Source organism: Streptomyces sp. NPDC058662 (genome assembly GCF_042716255.1).
In the GTDB taxonomy this organism is placed as follows: Bacteria; Actinomycetota; Actinomycetes; order Streptomycetales; family Streptomycetaceae; genus Streptomyces.
Genome location: NZ_JBHXRU010000001.1, coordinates 137906 through 153817, shown reverse-complemented (window position 1 = coordinate 153817; position 15912 = coordinate 137906). Strand labels below are relative to the sequence as shown.

Annotated in this window: 11 protein-coding genes and 1 riboswitch; of the genes, 5 read left to right on the top strand and 6 right to left on the bottom strand. The window is 70.5% G+C overall.

What is annotated here, in order from left to right:
* Positions 1–8 precede the first annotated feature (8 nt).
* From cydD to ACFWUQ_RS00710, 3 genes are all read right to left on the bottom strand, one after another.
* Positions 9–3677, bottom strand: a complete 3669-nt coding sequence (gene cydD, locus ACFWUQ_RS00720; RefSeq protein WP_384531211.1) for a thiol reductant ABC exporter subunit CydD — start codon at positions 3675–3677, stop codon at positions 9–11.
* 75 nt (positions 3678–3752) lie between these two features.
* Positions 3753–4754, bottom strand: a complete 1002-nt coding sequence (gene cydB / locus ACFWUQ_RS00715) for a cytochrome d ubiquinol oxidase subunit II (RefSeq protein ID WP_384531209.1) — start codon at positions 4752–4754, stop codon at positions 3753–3755.
* An 18-nt stretch (positions 4755–4772) separates the two neighbouring features.
* Complete coding sequence (locus tag ACFWUQ_RS00710) at positions 4773–6278, bottom strand: cytochrome ubiquinol oxidase subunit I (RefSeq protein ID WP_384531207.1); 1506 nt, start codon at positions 6276–6278, stop codon at positions 4773–4775.
* 179 nt (positions 6279–6457) lie between these two features.
* On the opposite strand from ACFWUQ_RS00710, the gene ACFWUQ_RS00705 reads away from it, so the two are divergent.
* Positions 6458–6835 (top strand): cyclophilin-like fold protein, encoded by a 378-nt coding sequence (locus ACFWUQ_RS00705; RefSeq protein ID WP_384531206.1) that lies wholly within the window; start codon positions 6458–6460, stop codon positions 6833–6835.
* A gap of 54 nt (positions 6836–6889) precedes the next feature.
* Here the strand turns inward: ACFWUQ_RS00705 and hisC are convergent, their stop codons facing one another.
* Positions 6890–7969: a histidinol-phosphate transaminase gene (hisC, locus tag ACFWUQ_RS00700; protein ID WP_384531204.1), complete on the bottom strand. Its 1080-nt coding sequence runs from the start codon at positions 7967–7969 to the stop codon at positions 6890–6892.
* Positions 7970–8330: 361 nt separating this feature from the next.
* Here hisC and ACFWUQ_RS00695 point away from each other — a divergent pair, with 361 nt between their 5' ends.
* The 3 genes from ACFWUQ_RS00695 (at position 8331) to ACFWUQ_RS00685 (ending at position 11810) form a co-directional block, all read left to right on the top strand.
* Positions 8331–9446, top strand: a complete 1116-nt coding sequence (locus ACFWUQ_RS00695) for a LacI family DNA-binding transcriptional regulator (protein ID WP_384531202.1) — start codon at positions 8331–8333, stop codon at positions 9444–9446.
* A 215-nt stretch (positions 9447–9661) separates the two neighbouring features.
* Positions 9662–10846: a metallophosphoesterase gene (locus ACFWUQ_RS00690; protein WP_384531200.1), complete on the top strand. Its 1185-nt coding sequence runs from the start codon at positions 9662–9664 to the stop codon at positions 10844–10846.
* Between the two features lie 148 nt (positions 10847–10994).
* The gene (locus ACFWUQ_RS00685) at positions 10995–11810 is read left to right on the top strand and encodes a hypothetical protein (protein ID WP_384531199.1); all 816 of its coding nucleotides are present in this window, start codon (positions 10995–10997) and stop codon (positions 11808–11810) included.
* A gap of 156 nt (positions 11811–11966) precedes the next feature.
* Here the strand turns inward: ACFWUQ_RS00685 and thiC are convergent, their stop codons facing one another.
* Entirely contained in the window at positions 11967–13754 is a 1788-nt protein-coding gene (gene thiC, locus ACFWUQ_RS00680; protein WP_384531198.1) for a phosphomethylpyrimidine synthase ThiC, read from the bottom strand.
* Positions 13748–13893: riboswitch (TPP riboswitch) on the bottom strand. It overlaps the preceding gene by 7 nt.
* A 39-nt stretch (positions 13894–13932) precedes the next feature.
* Here thiC and ACFWUQ_RS00675 point away from each other — a divergent pair.
* Entirely contained in the window at positions 13933–15366 is a 1434-nt protein-coding gene (locus ACFWUQ_RS00675; RefSeq protein WP_384531196.1) for a YibE/F family protein, read from the top strand.
* Between the two features lie 13 nt (positions 15367–15379).
* Here ACFWUQ_RS00675 and ACFWUQ_RS00670 read toward each other — a convergent pair whose 3' ends face one another.
* Positions 15380–15829, bottom strand: a complete 450-nt coding sequence (locus tag ACFWUQ_RS00670; protein WP_384531194.1) for an SsgA family sporulation/cell division regulator — start codon at positions 15827–15829, stop codon at positions 15380–15382.
* Between the last annotated feature and the right edge of the window lie 83 nt (positions 15830–15912).

Sequence of the window (15912 nt, the reverse complement as noted above, 5' to 3'; positions counted from 1 at the left end):
AGTCCCTTTTACTGGGGAAAGTCGGCCAGGGCCCCGTCCACTGCCCTCTCCCGTTCCAGCAGCCGCTTCAGCGGACCCTCCGCCCCCGCCAGCTCCGCGTACCCTCCGCGCTGGACGACCTCCCCGCCCTCCAGCACGAGTACCTCGTCCACCGCCTCCAGTCCGGCCAGCCGGTGCGTGATCAGCACGGTGGCGCGGCCCTCCGTCGCGGCCAGCAGGTCCGCCGTGAGCGCGTCCGCCGTGGCCAGGTCCAGGTGCTCGGCCGGCTCGTCCAGGACCAGTACGGGGAAGTCCGCCAGGAGCGCGCGGGCCAGGGCCAGCCGCTGGCGCTGTCCGCCGGAGAGCCGGGCGCCGTGCTCGCCGACCAGCGTGTCCAGCCCGTTCGGGAGGCTGTCCGCCCACTCCAGCAGCCGGGCTCCGGCCAGTGCGGCCCGCAGCTCCCGCTCGCTCGCCGCCGTGCGGGCCAGCCGCAGGTTCTCGCGTACCGAGCTGTCGAAGATGTGGGCGTCCTGGGCGCACAGGCCCACGAGGGCGCGTACCGCATCGCCGTCGAGGGACCGCACGTCCGCCCCGCCCAGCGTGTACGTACCGCCGCTCGGGTCCAGGAACCGCAGCAGCACCTGCGCCAGGGTGGTCTTGCCGGATCCGGACGGGCCGACGACCGCGATGCGGCGGCCCGCTTCCACGGTCAGGTCCAACCCGCGCAGCGCCTCACCCTCCTGCCCCGGGTGCCGGGCGGTGAGGCCCGTCAGGCGCAGCGGGAAGGGCGAGGCCGGCGCCGCGTCAGTCCGCTCGGGCTCGGCGACCGGGGCGGGGGTGTCGATGACCTCGTAGATCCGTTCGGCGCTGCGGCGCACCCGCTGGCGGTACTGGACGGCCAGCGGGAGGCCGTTGACCGATTCGAAGGCCGCGAGGGGAGTCAGTACGGCGACGGCCATGGCGACCCCGGAGAGCCGTCCGTCGTGGACCGCGTTCGCGGCGAACAGCGCCGCGGCCACGACGGTGAGCCCGCATACGAGGGCGGACAGGCCGCTGCCCAGGCCGGTGGCGGCGGCCCCCCGCGCGGCGATACGCGTCAGCACGCTGTCGCTCTCCCTCACCCGGCCCTTCCTGTCCTCCAGCGCGCCGGCGACGGTGAGCTCAGCGGTACCGGTGAGCAGATCCGCCACCCGGGTGGCGAGTCGGCCCCGAGCGGGGGCGAGTCGGCGCTCCGCGCGTCGGGAACAGGCACCGCTGACCAGGGGCACGCCGACAGCGGCGGCGAGAAGTCCGGCGGCGAGCACCGCTCCGGCCTCGGGCAGCAGCCATGCCGTGAAGGCCACCGATCCGGTGCCGACGAGCACGGCCGTGCCGACGGGCAGCAGCCAGCGCAGCCAGTAGTCCTGCAGGGCGTCCGCGTCGGCCACCAGCCGGGCCAGCAGGTCCCCGCGACGGTGCTCGCGCAACCCGGCGGGGGCGATGCGCTCCAGTCGGCGGAACACGGAGACCCGCAGGTCGGCGAGCATGCGCAGGACCGCGTCGTGCGAGACGAGCCGCTCGGCGTACCGGAAGACGGCCCGGCCCATACCGAAAGCGCGGGTGGCGGTGACGGCCACCATCAGATAGAGGACGGGCGGCTGCTCGGAGGCGCGTGAGATCAGCCAGCCGGACACGGCCATGAGGCCGACGCCGCACCCCACGGCCAGTGCGCCGAGCAGCAGCCCGAGCCTGAACCGTCCTTGCCAGGCCTCGGCCACCGCCCGTACGCGGCGCAGGGGGTCCGAGGCGCGCGAGTCGGCGCCGCGCGCACCGGCCCGCGTCCGCTCGGGCGCGGTGCCGAGGATCCACTCGCCGGTGTCCGGCGGCAGGAGGGCGGATTCCCTTCCGGGGGCCCGGCCGTCGGCCGCGGTCTCGGAACCGGCCGCGGTCTCGGAACCGGCCGCGGTCCGGCCAGCCGCGGTCCGGCCGGCCGCCGGGAAGGGCGCACCGGGCATCGCCAGCGCGACCACCCGGTCCGCGACGGCGAGCAGGGCCGGCCTGTGCACGACGAGGAGGACGGTACGGCCCACGGCGAGCCGGCGGACCGCCTCCACGATGCCGGCCTCGGTCTCCCCGTCCAGGGCGGACGTCGGTTCGTCCAGCAGCAGCACCGGCCGGTCGGCGAGGAAGGCTCGCGCCAGGGCCAGTCGCTGGCGCTGGCCGGCGGAGAGTCCGACGCCGCCCTCGCCGAGGGGTGTCTCCATCCCGTTCGGTAGGGCCGCCACGAACTCCTGGGCGCCGGCGTTCCGCAGGGCCTCGGTCACTTCGGCGTCGCCGGCACCCGGCCGGGCCAGTCGTACGTTGTCGGCGATCGTCCCGGCGAACAGGTGCGGCCGTTGCGGTACCCAGGCGATCCGCTGCCGCCAGTGGGACGGTGAGAGCTCGGCGAGGTCCGTGCCCGCGACGCGGACCCGGCCCGAGGTGGGGGCCACGAAACCCAGCAGGACCTGGAGCAGGGTGGACTTCCCGACGCCGCTCGGGCCGACGAGAGCCACGCACTCACCGGGTTCGACCGTCAATGACACCGGGCCCGGAGAATCCTCGCCCCTGCCCTCGTAGCGGACGGCGACCCCGTCGATCTCGATCCGCGGCGCAGCGTCCTCAGGCAGCTCGATCCCGCCGCGCGATCCGGCTGTCCCACCGTGCGGACCGCCTGCCGAAGCGTCCGCCCGTCCTCCGACCCGCCCTCCGACCGGCCCCGCAGTGGGGGTCTCCAGTACCTCGAAGATCTCCTCGGCGGCCGCCAGTCCCTCGGCCGCCGCGTGGTACTGCGCTCCCACCTGCCGCAGGGGCAGATAGGCCTCGGGCGCGAGGATCAGGATGACGAGCCCGGTGTAGAGGTCCAGCTCGCCGTGGACCAGCCGCATGCCGATGGTGACGGCCACCAGTGCCACCGACAGCGTCGCCAGCAGTTCCAGGGTGAAGGAGGAGAGGAAGGCGATGCGCAGCGTGCGCATCGTCGCGCGCCGGTAGTCGTCGGTGATGCCGCGGATGGACTCGGCCTGCGCCTTGGCCCGGCCGAACACCTTCAACGTGGGGAGGCCTGCCACGACGTCGAGGAAGTGCCCCGACAGCCGTGACAGGAGCCGCCACTGCCGGTCCATCCGGGACTGGGTGGCCATACCGATCAGGATCATGAACAGGGGGATCAGGGGGAGCGTGACGACGATGATGGCCGCCGACACCCAGTCCTCGGTCACGATCCGGGCGAGCACCGCGACCGGTACGACCACGGCGAGCCCCAGCTGGGGGAGGTACCGCGAGAAGTAGTCGTCGAGCGCGTCCACGCCCCGCGTGGCCAACGCGACCAGCGAACCGGTCCGCCGGCCGGTCAGCCAGCCGGGGCCGAGGTCCGCCGCCCGGTCCAGCAGCCGGCCCCGCAGCTCGGATTTGACCGCCGCGCTCGCCCGGTGGGCGGCGAGCTCGGTCAGCCAGGCGATCAGGCCGCGCCCCAGGGCAACGGCGGCGAGCATCAGCAGGGGGGTCCGGAGCGCCTCGCTGCCCAGCTCCTCCTCGAAGGCCCCGACCACGATGTCGGCGATCAGCATGGCCTGACCGACGACGAGCCCCGCCCCGGCCAGGCCGAGGACCACTACCGCTGCGAGGAAGCGACGGGTGGAACGGGCGTACCGGAGCAGGCGCGGGTCGATCGGTTTCACGTGAAACATCCCCCAGGGCAGGGTCAGTCAGGCAGGCGGTCGGGCAGAGGACCCGGACGGCGGTACGGGCGGGGCTCAGTGCACGTCGACGATGTGCTGGGTCCCGATCCGCTTGCGGAACACCCAGTACGTCCATCCCTGGTAGAGCACGACGAGCGGAGTGGCGACCGCCGCGCACCAGGTCATGATCTTCAACGTGTACGCGCTGGACGAGGCGTTGGTGACCGTGAGGTTCCAGGCTTCGTTCAGCGAGGACGGCATGACGTTCGGGAAGAGCGTCAGGAACAGCATCGCGACGGTCGCCGCGATGGTGACCCCCGACAGCGCGAACGACCAGCCCTCCCGGCCCACCAGATTGCAGCCCAGGGCCCCGAGCAGAGCCACCACGGCGACGACCATCGCCACCAGGCTCTCGGCGTCGCCGCGCGAGGCCTGGGTCCAGAGCAGGAACCCCAACGCCAGCACGGCGGTGACCGCACCGAGGCGGCCCGCCAGCACGCGCGAGCGGTCCCGGATGTCACCGACGGTCTTGAGCGAGGTGAAGACCGCTCCGTGGAAGGTGAACAGGGTGAGGGTGACGAGGCCGCCGAGGATCGAGTAGACGTTGAGCAGGTCGAGGAGACCGCCGACGTACTCCATGTCCTGGTCGATCTTCACGCCGCGCACGATGTTGGCGAAGGCCACGCCCCAGAGGAACGCGGGGATCAGGGAGGTCCAGAAGATCGCGTGTTCCCAGTTGGTCTGCCACCGGTCCTCGGGGCGCTTGTGCCGGTACTCGAAGGCGACGCCCCGGATGATCAGGCAGACCAGGATGAGCAGCAGGGGCAGGTAGAACCCGGAGAACAGGGTGGCGTACCACTCGGGGAAGGCGGCGAAGGTCGCACCGCCGGCGGTGAGCAGCCAGACCTCGTTGCCGTCCCACACGGGCCCGATCGTGTTGATCAGGACCCGCTTCTCCGTGCGGTCACGGGCGAGGAGCTTGGTCAGGACCCCGACTCCGAAGTCGAATCCCTCCAGGAAGAAGTACCCGGTCCACAGGACCGCGATGAGTACGAACCAGACGTCGTGGAGTTGCATGGCGTGGTCTCCCCAGCCTCAGTACGAGAAGGCCATCGGACGGTCGGGGTTCTTGTCGTCCCCGCCGATCCGGGTGGGCGGGTTGAGATCGGCCTCGGTGAGCTCGGGCGGGCCGGCCTTGACGTACTTGACGAGGAGTTTGACCTCGATGACGGCGAGGACGGCGTACAGGAGCGTGAATCCGATCATGGAGGTCAGGACTTCACCCTGCGAGACGTGCGGCGAGACGGCGTCCCTGGTCCGCAGGACCCCGTACACCACCCAGGGCTGCCGGCCCATCTCGGTGAAGATCCAGCCCCAGGAGTTGGCGATCAGGGGAAAGCCCATCGTCCAGAGCGCGACGACCCAGTACAGCTTTCCGAAGCGGGGACTGAGCGCCTTCCGGAAGAGGACCAGGTTCGGGACCTCGTCCTCGGACGTGCGCAGCCCCGGCGGCAGCAGGAACCTCTTCCGCGTCAGCCACAGGCCGAGCACGCCGAGGCCGAGCGAGGCCATCCCGAAGCCGATCATCCAGCGGAAGCCCCAGTAGGCGACCGCGATGTTGGGCCGGTAGTCGCCGGGGCCGAACTTCTCCTGCTGGGCCTTGTTGACGTCGTTGATGCCCGGGACGAACGAGGTGAAGTCGTCGTTGGCGAGGAAGGACAGCAGACCGGGTATCTCGATCGCGACCTTGTTGTGGCCCTTGTCGACGTCGCCGTACGCGAAGACGGAGAACGGCGCGGGCGCCTCGCCGTCCCAGAGCGCCTCGGCGGCGGCCATCTTCATCGGCTGCTGCTTGTACATCACCTTGCCGAGCAGGTCACCGCTGATCGCGGTGCCCATTCCGGCGATGATCAGTGTGATCAGCCCGAGCCTCAAAGAGCTCCGCATGACGGCGACGTGCTTCCTGCGGGCCAGGTGGAAGGCCGCGATGCCGGCCATGAACGCTCCGCCGACGAGGAAAGCGGCGGTGATCGTGTGGAAGAACTGGGCGAGGGCCGTGTTCTGGGTGAGCACGAGCCAGAAGTCGGTGAGCTCGGCCCGGCCCCGCTCGGCGTTGATGCGGTAGCCCACCGGGTGCTGCATCCAGGAGTTGGCCGCGAGGATGAAGTAGGCGGACAGCACGGTGCCGATCGACACCATCCAGATGCAGGCGAGGTGGATCCGCTTCGGCAGCTTGTCCCAGCCGAAGATCCACAGGCCGATGAAGGTCGATTCGAAGAAGAAGGCGATCAGCGCCTCGAAGGCCAGCGGGGCTCCGAAGACGTCCCCGACGAAGCGCGAGTAGTCCGACCAGTTCATGCCGAACTGGAACTCCTGGACGATGCCGGTGACGACACCCATCGCGATATTGATCAGGAACAGCTTTCCCCAGAACTTCGTGGCTCTGAGGTACTTCTCCTTCCCGGACCGCACCCAGGCCGTCTGCAGGCCGGCGGTGAGCGCGGCGAGAGAGATCGTCAGAGGCACGAAGAGGAAGTGGTAGACGGTAGTGATGCCGAACTGCCATCGCGCCAAGGTCTCCGGCGCCAGAGCGAGGTCCACGTCGTCGTCTCCTTCAGGTCGCCGTGGTCACAGCGGCATTTGCCTGGTGCGCCCCACTCAATCCGGGAGAAAGCAGGACACGCTTGTGAACGCGTTCACATTCACAAGCATTATGGCGCACACACATTCCCGTCTCGCACGGGGGGTCCCCCCAGCCAAGAAATTCAACAGATTGTTGAATGTGGCGGGTGAAGATACGAATCTCCTGGCCTGCGGGCCAACTCACCGCGACCCTGGAAGAGACCCCGACCAGCAAAGCGCTGACCGAGGCCCTCCCGATCTCCGCCTCAGCCTGCACCTGGGGCGAGGAGGTCTACTTCGACACCGGCGTATCCGTGAGCCTGGAGCACGACGCCCGCCAGGTCGTCGAGCCCGGCACGGTCGCGTTCTGGACCGAGGGCGACGCGCTCGCGCTGCCCTACGGCCCGACGCCCATCTCGCGCGGGGGCGAGAGCCGCCTGGCGAGTCCGTGCAACGTGCTCGGCTCGTTCGACGGCGATCCCCGCCTGCTGTCCACCGTCCGCGACGGGGACCCCGTCCGCGTGGAGCTCGCGTAGCCGCACCAGGACCCGACCGCCCGCCCGGGCGGCGGGCCCCGTACGACAGCCGGCCTACAGCTCCTTGAAGAACGCCTCCGCCGTGTGCAGGAAGAGGTCGTTCGCCTCGGTCTCACCGATCGTGACCCGCAGGCCCTCGCCCGCGAAGGGCCGGACCACCACACCGGCCTTCTCGCAGGCCGCCGCGAAGTCGGCCGTCCGCTCCCCCAGCCGCATCCACACGAAGTTCGCCTGCGTGTCCGGGACCGTCCAGCCCTGCGCCAGCAGCGTCTCGTGGACCCGCGCGCGCTCGCACACCAGCGCCCCGACCCGGCCCAGCAGCTCGTCCTCGGCGCGCAGCGAGGCGACCGCCGCGTCCTGGGCGAGCTGGCTGACCCCGAACGGCACCGCCGTCTTGCGCAGCGCCGCGGCCACCGGCTCGTGCGCCACCGCGAAGCCGACCCGCAGGCCGGCCAGCCCGTACGCCTTGGAGAACGTACGCAGCACGGCCACGTTCGGGCGGGTCCGGTACAGCTCGATGCCGTCCGGCACGTCCGCGTCGCGCACGAACTCCCGGTACGCCTCGTCCAGCACGACCAGGACGTCCGAGGGCACCCGGTCCAGGAACCGCTCCAGCTCGGCACGGCGCACGGCGGTACCGGTCGGGTTGTTCGGGTTGCAGACGAAAATCAGCCGGGTCCGGTCGGTGATCGCGGCGGCCATCGCGTCCAGGTCGTGCACGTCCCCGTCCGTCAGCGGGACCTGCACCGGGGTGGCACCCGAGATCTGCGTGATGATCGGGTAGGCCTCGAAGGAACGCCAGGCGTACATGACCTCGTCACCCGGGCCGGCCGTCGACTGGATCAGCGACTGGGCCACGCCCACGGAGCCCGTGCCGGTGGCGACGTGCTCGACCGGCACCCCGAACCGCTCGGCGATCTCGTTCACCAGGCCGGTGCAGGCCATGTCGGGGTAGCGGTTGAAGTTGCCCGCCGCCGCGACGGCGGTCTCCAGCACCCCCTGCAGCGGGGGGTACGGGTTCTCGTTCGAGGACAGCTTGTACGCGACGGGACCCCCCGCGGCCGCCGGCTTGCCGGGCTTGTACGTGGGAATGCCGTCCAGCTCGGCGCGCAGCCTCGGGCTCTTCTCGCTCACCGCAGGTCCTCCTCGACCGTCCCGTCCGACGTCGCCGTCGACTCAATACTGCTCACCTTATGAGGATTCCGCCGTTCCGAGAATGGGGGCGCCTGGAATGCGGGGGAGCGCACGCATATATGCGCACGCCGGTGGCCTGCGCCGTGGCGCGCATCCCTCGTGAAGGTGACATGAGAGCGGCCCGAGATCCCACCGGTTTGGCATGCTCGTACCCGCCGACAAGCACCACCCCTGCCCTTCGCGGCCAAACTCCTTTGTTTCCAAGGTCATTGGGAGTGGCGAAGCATGCAGAATCGTGCCTGTCAACGCGTGCATATGCACCCGGACCAGCCACCCCGCCGAGCCCTACTATCGGCTCGCCATGACAGCAGCAGGGAAGCATCAGGTGAGCCGGACCGAGACCACCCGGCGGGCAGCCGGCCGACAGGGCCGGGCAGGCATCAGGGACGTGGCCGCCGCGGCGGGCGTCTCGATCACGACCGTCTCCGACGCGCTCAATGGCAAGGGGCGGCTGCCGGACGTCACCCGCCGCCACGTTCGCGAGGTCGCCGACCGGCTGGGCTACCGCCCGTCGGCCGCCGCCCGCACCCTCCGTACGGGCAAGTCGGGCCTCATCGGCCTGACCGTGACCACCTACGGGGATGAACCTTTCACCTTCACCGAATTCGCCTACTTCGCCGAGATGGCCCGGGCGGCCACCTCCGCCGCGCTGGCGCGCGGCTACGCACTCGTCATCCTCCCCGCCACCTCCCGACACGACGTGTGGTCCAACGTCGCCCTCGACGGCACCGTCGTCATCGACCCCTCCGACCATGATCCGGTCGTCACCGAACTGGTCCGCCAGGGCCTGCCCGTCGTCTCCGACGGCCGCCCCGCGGGCTCCCTCTCCGTCACCGCCTGGGTCGACAACGACCACGAGGCGGCCGTACTCAACCTGCTCGACCACCTCGCCGGCGCGGGGGCCCGCCGTATCGGGCTGCTGACGGGAACGACCACCGACACCTACACGCGGCTCTCCACGACCGCCTACCTCAGCTGGTGCGAGCGCGTCGGCCAGGACCCGGTCTACGAGTCGTACCCCGCCCACGACCCGTGCGCGGGGGCCATGGCCGCGGACCGGCTCCTCGCCCGGCCCGACCGTCCCGACGCCGTGTACGGGCTCTTCGACCCCAACGGCACCGACCTGCTCGCCGCCGCCCGCCGCTACGGCCTGCGCGTCCCCGAGGACCTGCTGCTCGTCTGCTGCAGCGAGTCCACCGTCTACGCCGCCACCGAACCGCCTGTCACCACGCTCTCGCTCCAACCGCGCCGTATCGGCACCGCCGTCGTGCAGTTGCTGATCGACGCGATCGAGGGCGTGGACACGGGACGCCCGGTCGAACAGGTGGTCCCGACGGAGCTCATCATCCGCGCCTCGTCACAGCGCAGGCAGCCCCGTACGACGGTCAGCCCGCCCCGGTCTCCGGCCGCGGAGTGACCGCCACACCGGCCGGTCGGACTGGTCGGCGGGGCGGCTGAGGATTTCAGCAACACCGAAATCGGCAGAAAGCGGTAGGAACGATCGGCTCCGCACAGGATTCACCACCCCTGGTGCGTCACAGAGCGCGAGCCGCATTCCTATGATGGGCGCACGACATCACGGACCCTCCTCCCCGGAGGTCAGGAGGGTCCGCAGGTGTACGGCGCGCGACGGTGGTGGAGGGGTCGATGACTCAGGGGGCCGGTCAGGGACCCGCGATGCGGACGGAGACGCTGCGGGACTTCCGGGTTCCGGTCGCCGAACCCGCCGCGTACGCCGCGACGAAGGGGCTGCCCGGAGCACCTCCCCCGTACGCGGAGTACGCGTCGTACTACGGCGCGCGGGCCGCGAGCGTGCCCCCGCAGCCCGGCTACGCCCCGCCGGACCCCGTGAGCGAGGTCCCCCAGGAGGGCGATCCCGACGGCTACACCCCGACCCAGCGGGACCTGCCCGTCATCGGCCGCGTACCGCTCGGCGGGCCCGGCGACACCGTCCAGGTCCAGTACGTCCCCCAGGACCCCGCGGTGTCGGGCCCCGGGCCGCTCTACGTGGTCGGCGACGTCCACGGCTACCTCGACGAGCTCGTCACCGAACTCCATGCCCAGGGGCTGATCGACGACGAGCGCCGCTGGTCCGCCGGCAACGCCCGGCTGTGGTTCCTCGGCGACTTCACCGACCGCGGCCCCGACGGCATCGGCGTCATCGACCTCGTCATGCGGCTGTCCGCCGAGGCCGCCGCCGCCGGCGGCTACTGCAAGGCCCTGATGGGCAACCACGAACTGCTCCTCATCGGCGCCAAGCGGTTCGGCGACACACCCGTCGCCTCCGGTGCCGGAACGGCCACCTTCCAGGCCGCGTGGCTCCTCAACGGCGGCCAGCGCACCGACATGGAGCGCCTCCAGGACGTCCACCTTCAGTGGATGTCCCGGCTGGACGCGGCAGTTCTGGAGGAGGGCCACCTGCTCCTGCACTCCGACACGACGGCCTACCTCGACTACGGCGACTCCATCGAGGACGTCAACGACACCATCCACGAGCTGCTCAACCGCAACGACGCCGACATCACCTGGGACCTCTTCCGGAAGTTCACCAAGCGGTTCGCCTTCCGCGACGAGGAGACGGGTCCGCAGGCGGTACGCGAACTGCTCGACACCTACGGCGGCGGCCGCGTCGTCCACGGCCACAGCCCGATCCCCTACCTGCTCGGCGAAGTGGGCACCGAGGACGGGGACGAGGCGCGCGGCCCGGAGGCCGTGGACGGCCCCCACGTGTACGCGGAAGGACTCGCCATCGCGATGGACGGCGGCGTCACCATGGCGGGCAAGCTGCTCGTCGTACAACTTCCGTTGAACAACTGACGGTTATCGCGGAGGGGTATTTACTGAAAGCCCCTGTCAACCGGTGGCGTGGTCCCTCTACCATCGCTCTATCCGTAGCAGGCTCTCCTCCGTTTGTGCCGGCGCCCGGGTCTACGCGGGCATACCGGCTTGTACGGAGCATCGGGGGATGCACATGACCAGCGCTCCGCACCTGCTGACCGAAGACCGACCGGAGTTCGAGCGACTCCTCGACGAGGCGCTGCGCACCGCGCGCGATCGGCCCGAACTCGCCGCGCTCGGCGTCCGGCTGAACGCCGAACAGCTGCGCACCATGGCGCAGGGGGCCACCGCCCTGCTCGCGGGCGCGGCCTCCACCGAGTACGACCACTACGTGAAGGTCCGCGGGGAACGGCGCGACGAGCTCCTCTCCACGCCTGGGACGACGGGGGAGGACGGTGACGGGCACGGAGACGGAGACGGTGCGGGTGTCAGCGCCGTGATCACGGTCCTCGCGCCCGTCCTGGCCGGCACCGCGATGCTGATCTTCCTGCTCATCGGCTACAGCCTGAAGATGGTCGAGCCCGAGCCCGCCTTCGCCAAGACCATGCTCACGGCGGGCTGGCTCTTCGGTGCGCTCACCGCCGCCGCCCTGTTCATCGCCGTGATCGGACTGCTGATGACGGCCCTGCGCAACAGCTCCACCGAGGTGGTGGCGGACGAGACGGAGGCGATACCCGACGAGGTCGCGCGGGCCCGCGAGGCCTGGCGCAACGCGGTACTGGAGCGCGGCATCATGCCGTTCCTGCGCGACGCCCTGGCCGACCCGAGCGCCGGACAGGGTCCCGGGGAGCCTCACCGACGCGGCGGCCGTATCCCCAGCCTCGGCTACACCGCGCCCGACTTCACCAGCCCGGGCTCCCCGTCGGAGGGGCCCGGGCCGGGTTACAGCTCACCGGACTTCACGAGCCCGGACTTCGGCGGACCGAAGCCGCAGCCCGAGTAGCACCGGCACGGGAAGCGGATGTTTCACGTGAAACATCCCGAGACATCCGCGGATGCCCTTCGCTCTCACGGGGATGCGCCCGCAGGCCGGGGCGAGCGCCGGAAGGCGCCGCTCCCCGACCGCCGGATCGGGGAGCGACGCCTGACGAGCGGTGCGTCAGTCGGCCAGCGGCAGGTAGACACGGCTGCCCGAGGCAGCGAACTCGGCGGACTTCTCCGCCATCCCCGCCTGGATCTCCTCAGCCTTCAGGTCACCGCCGTGCTCGCGCCGGATGTCCTGGGAGATCTTCATCGAGCAGAACTTGGGACCGCACATGGAGCAGAAGTGCGCGGTCTTCGCCGGCTCCGCCGGCAGCGTCTCGTCGTGGAACTCGCGGGCCGTGTCCGGATCGAGGGCCAGATTGAACTGGTCCTCCCAGCGGAACTCGAACCGCGCGTCCGACAGGGCGTCGTCCCATTCCTGGGCGCCGGGGTGGCCCTTGGCCAGGTCCGCCGCGTGGGCCGCGATCTTGTAGGTGATGACGCCGGTCTTCACGTCGTCGCGGTTGGGCAGGCCCAGGTGCTCCTTGGGCGTCACGTAGCAGAGCATGGCGGTACCCCACCAGGCGATCATCGCGGCGCCGATGCCCGAGGTGATGTGGTCGTACGCGGGTGCGACGTCCGTGGTCAGCGGGCCGAGCGTGTAGAACGGCGCCTCCTCGCAGATCTCCTGCTGGAGGTCGATGTTCTCCTTGATCTTGTGCATCGGGACGTGGCCCGGGCCCTCGATCATCGTCTGGACGTTGTGCCGCTTGGCGATGGTGTTGAGCTCGCCCAGCGTCTTCAGCTCGGCGAACTGGGCCGCGTCGTTGGCGTCCGCGATAGAACCGGGGCGCAGGCCGTCGCCGAGCGAGTACGTGACGTCGTACGTCGCGAGGATGTCGCAGAGCTCCTCGAAGTTCGTGTAGAGGAAGTTCTCCTTGTGGTGCGCGAGGCACCAGGCGGCCATGATCGAGCCGCCGCGCGAGACGATGCCGGTCTTGCGGCGGGCGGTCAGCGGGACGTAGGGCAGGAGCACGCCGGCGTGGACGGTCATGTAGTCGACGCCCTGTTCGGCCTGCTCGATGACCGTGTCCTTGTAGATCTCCCAGGTCAGGTCCTCGGCGCGGCCGTCGACCTTCTCCAGTGCCTGGTAGAGCGGCACGGTCCCGATCGGGACGGGGGAGTTGCGCAGCACCCACTCGCGGGTGGTGTGGATGTTGCGGCCCGTCGAGAGGTCCATGACCGTGTCGGCGCCCCACTTGGTCGCCCAGGTCATCTTGTCGACCTCCTCCTCGATGGAGGAGGTGACCGCGGAGTTGCCGATGTTGGCGTTGACCTTCACCAGGAAGCGCTTGCCGATGATCATCGGCTCGATCTCCGGGTGGTTCACGTTCGCCGGGAGCACCGCGCGACCCGCGGCGATCTCCTCGCGGACCACCTCGGGGGAGACGTTCTCGCGGATCGCGACGTACTCCATCTCCGGGGTGACCTCACCGCGGCGGGCGTACGCGAGCTGGGTGACGGCCACGCCGCCGCGGCCCCGGCGGGGCTGGCGGGGGCGGCCCGGGAAGACCGCGTCGAGGTTCTTGAGGCCACCGCGCGGCGAGGTGTGCTTGATGCCGTCGTCCTCGGGGCGCGCGGGACGGCCCGCGTACTCCTCGGTGTCCCCGCGGCCGATGATCCAGTTCTCGCGCAGCGGCGCCAGACCGCGGCGCACGTCGGTCTCGATCTGCGGGTCGGTGTACGGCCCGGACGTGTCGTACAGCGTCACGTCCTTGCCGTTGGTGAGGTGTACCTGGCGGACCGGCACCCGGATGTCGGGGCGGGAGCCCGCCACGTACCCCTTGTGCCAGCCCGGCTGGCGCTCAGTCCGGCCGTCGGCGTCCTGGCTGACGGCAGGCGTGCGTGCGTCCTGAATGGTCATGAGACCTATCTCCCTACGCCGGCATTACCCGGTAACAGGTTCGGCGGTCGACGCAGCCTCTTCCCGTACGCATCTGTGATGCGCCTACGGTGATCAGCGTCCTCTCAGCCCGGTGCTCCGAGCTCCCGCGTTGTGCAAAGGTGCCCCCACGCTAGCGTCATCTGTGGCGTGCTGAACAGTGGGCCCCCTCATCTCTTGCGATGATCTGCTGGTGACGTCCTCGCCGCAGCCCCCCAACGAACCCACAGAGCCCACTGGCCCTACCGGCCACGCGCACTCCGGTCCCGGGCCCGCGTCCGGGCATGCGCACAGCCACAGCCACGGCCCGGCCACCCCTGTCTCGAAGCATCTGCGCAGGGTCATCGCCGCCGTGCTCATCCCCTTCGCCACCGCCGTCTTCGTCGGCATGGTGGTGCTCTGGCCGGGCGGCGCGCCCGGGCACGAGCGCACGGGTGTGGGATTCGACCGGCAGACCCAGCAGGCGCGGGTCGTCTCACTGGAACGCGTCGACTGCGCATCGGTGAACGCCGCACAGGTGCCGCCCACCGGTGACGACTCCACCCCCCAGGGCCGCGAGGCCCTGGCCGCGCAGACCGGCGACTGCAAGAAGGCCACCGTCGAGATCGGCACGGGTCCCGACCGGGGCCGCACCTTCGTCGAGATCGTGCAGCCGGGCGCACCGCGGCAGTTGGCCGACGGCCAGGAGGTGGTGGTGGCCTACGCGCCGGACGCCCCCCGCGACCTCCAGTACTCCGTCATCGACGTCAACCGCAAGTTCCCGATGGCGGTCCTGGCCGGCATCTTCGCCGTCGTGGTGGTACTCGTCGGGCGGATGCGCGGGCTGTTCGCGCTGATCGCGCTCGTCGTCAGTTTCGGGGTGCTGATGCTCTTCATCCTCCCCGCGATCCTGCAGGGTTCGAACCCCCTGGTCGTCGCGGTCGTCGGAGCGAGCGCCATCATGCTCATCGCGCTCTACATGTGCCACGGCTTGACCGCCCGCACCTCGGTCGCCGTCATCGGCACGCTCGTCTCGCTGCTGCTGATCGGGCTGCTGGGCTCCCTGTTCATCGACTGGGCGTTCCTCAGCGGCAACACGGACGACAACACCGGGCTGATCCACGGGCTCTATCCGAACATCGACATGAGCGGTTTGCTGCTCGCAGGTGTCATCATCGGCTCCCTGGGCGTGCTCGACGACGTGACGGTCACCCAGACCTCGGCTGTATGGGAGCTCCACCACGCCGACCCGGAGATGGGGCCACGGGGCCTCTACCGTGCGGGTATCCGGATCGGCCGCGACCACATCGCCTCGGTGGTCAACACGCTGGTGCTGGCCTACGCGGGTGCCGCACTCCCCCTGCTCCTGCTGTTCTCGATCGCGAACAGCAGCATGGGTTCGGTGGCCAACAGCGAACTGGTCGCGGCGGAGATCGTACGCACCCTCGTCGGCTCGATCGGACTGGTGGCCTCGGTACCCGTCACCACGGCACTGGCCGCGCTGGTCGTGTCCGCCGACCGGCCCGGATCCGCGACCGGGGCCGGGGCCGGGGCGGGAGCCGGGGCCTCCGGGCCGGCCCGCGGCGGCCGGGGTCGGCGGCGACGCAAGCGCTGAGGGACCGGCCGGGTCAGCCGGCGTTCTGCTCGTTCTGCCGGGACCCGGAGAGGATCTTGCCGAGCGCCTCGTCGAGGTTCTCCTCGAAGTCCCCGAGGTCACGCTCCTGACCGAGCGGGACCAGCCGGTCGGTCCGGTCGAGGAAGGCGACGAGCGGAGCCGCGCTGACGCGGAACAGGGCCCGGTCACCGCCGACCTGCAGCCGGATATGAACGTCGGACAGGTCCTCCGGATCGGTGGGCGCGATGTGCACGTCGCCGTCACCGCACGGCTTGTTGATGCCGTCCAGGAGGAGCTCCCTGCCGAACGCCCAGGTCACGGGCGCGTCTCCCGGCAGGTGGAACGTCAGGCGGACCGCGTAGGGATCACGGGCGTCGTACCGGAGCTCCACCGGGATCCGGAACGAGAGCTCCTCGGAAACGAGGAAGCTCATCATGACCTCTGCCTGTACCGACTCGCGCATTGCCTACTCCGCTGTAGTGGAAGTGGCCAGGAATGATCCCCCACGGCCTCTTGACAAGAGTGGTGGAAGCGCTCGGAGATCAC

Bases quoted from the DNA above. Each gene is read 5' to 3' on its own strand.
- cydB (WP_384531209.1), bottom strand. From the start codon at position 4,754: ATGCAACTCCACGACGTCTGGTTCGTACTCATCGCGGTCCTGTGGACC.
- ACFWUQ_RS00705 (WP_384531206.1), top strand. From the start codon at position 6,458: ATGTGGCGGGTGAAGATACGAATCTCCTGGCCTGCGGGCCAACTCACC.
- ACFWUQ_RS00695 (WP_384531202.1), top strand. From the start codon at position 8,331: ATGACAGCAGCAGGGAAGCATCAGGTGAGCCGGACCGAGACCACCCGG.
- ACFWUQ_RS00685 (WP_384531199.1), top strand. From the start codon at position 10,995: ATGCACATGACCAGCGCTCCGCACCTGCTGACCGAAGACCGACCGGAG.
- thiC (WP_384531198.1), bottom strand. From the start codon at position 13,754: ATGACCATTCAGGACGCACGCACGCCTGCCGTCAGCCAGGACGCCGAC.
- ACFWUQ_RS00670 (WP_384531194.1), bottom strand. From the start codon at position 15,829: ATGCGCGAGTCGGTACAGGCAGAGGTCATGATGAGCTTCCTCGTTTCC.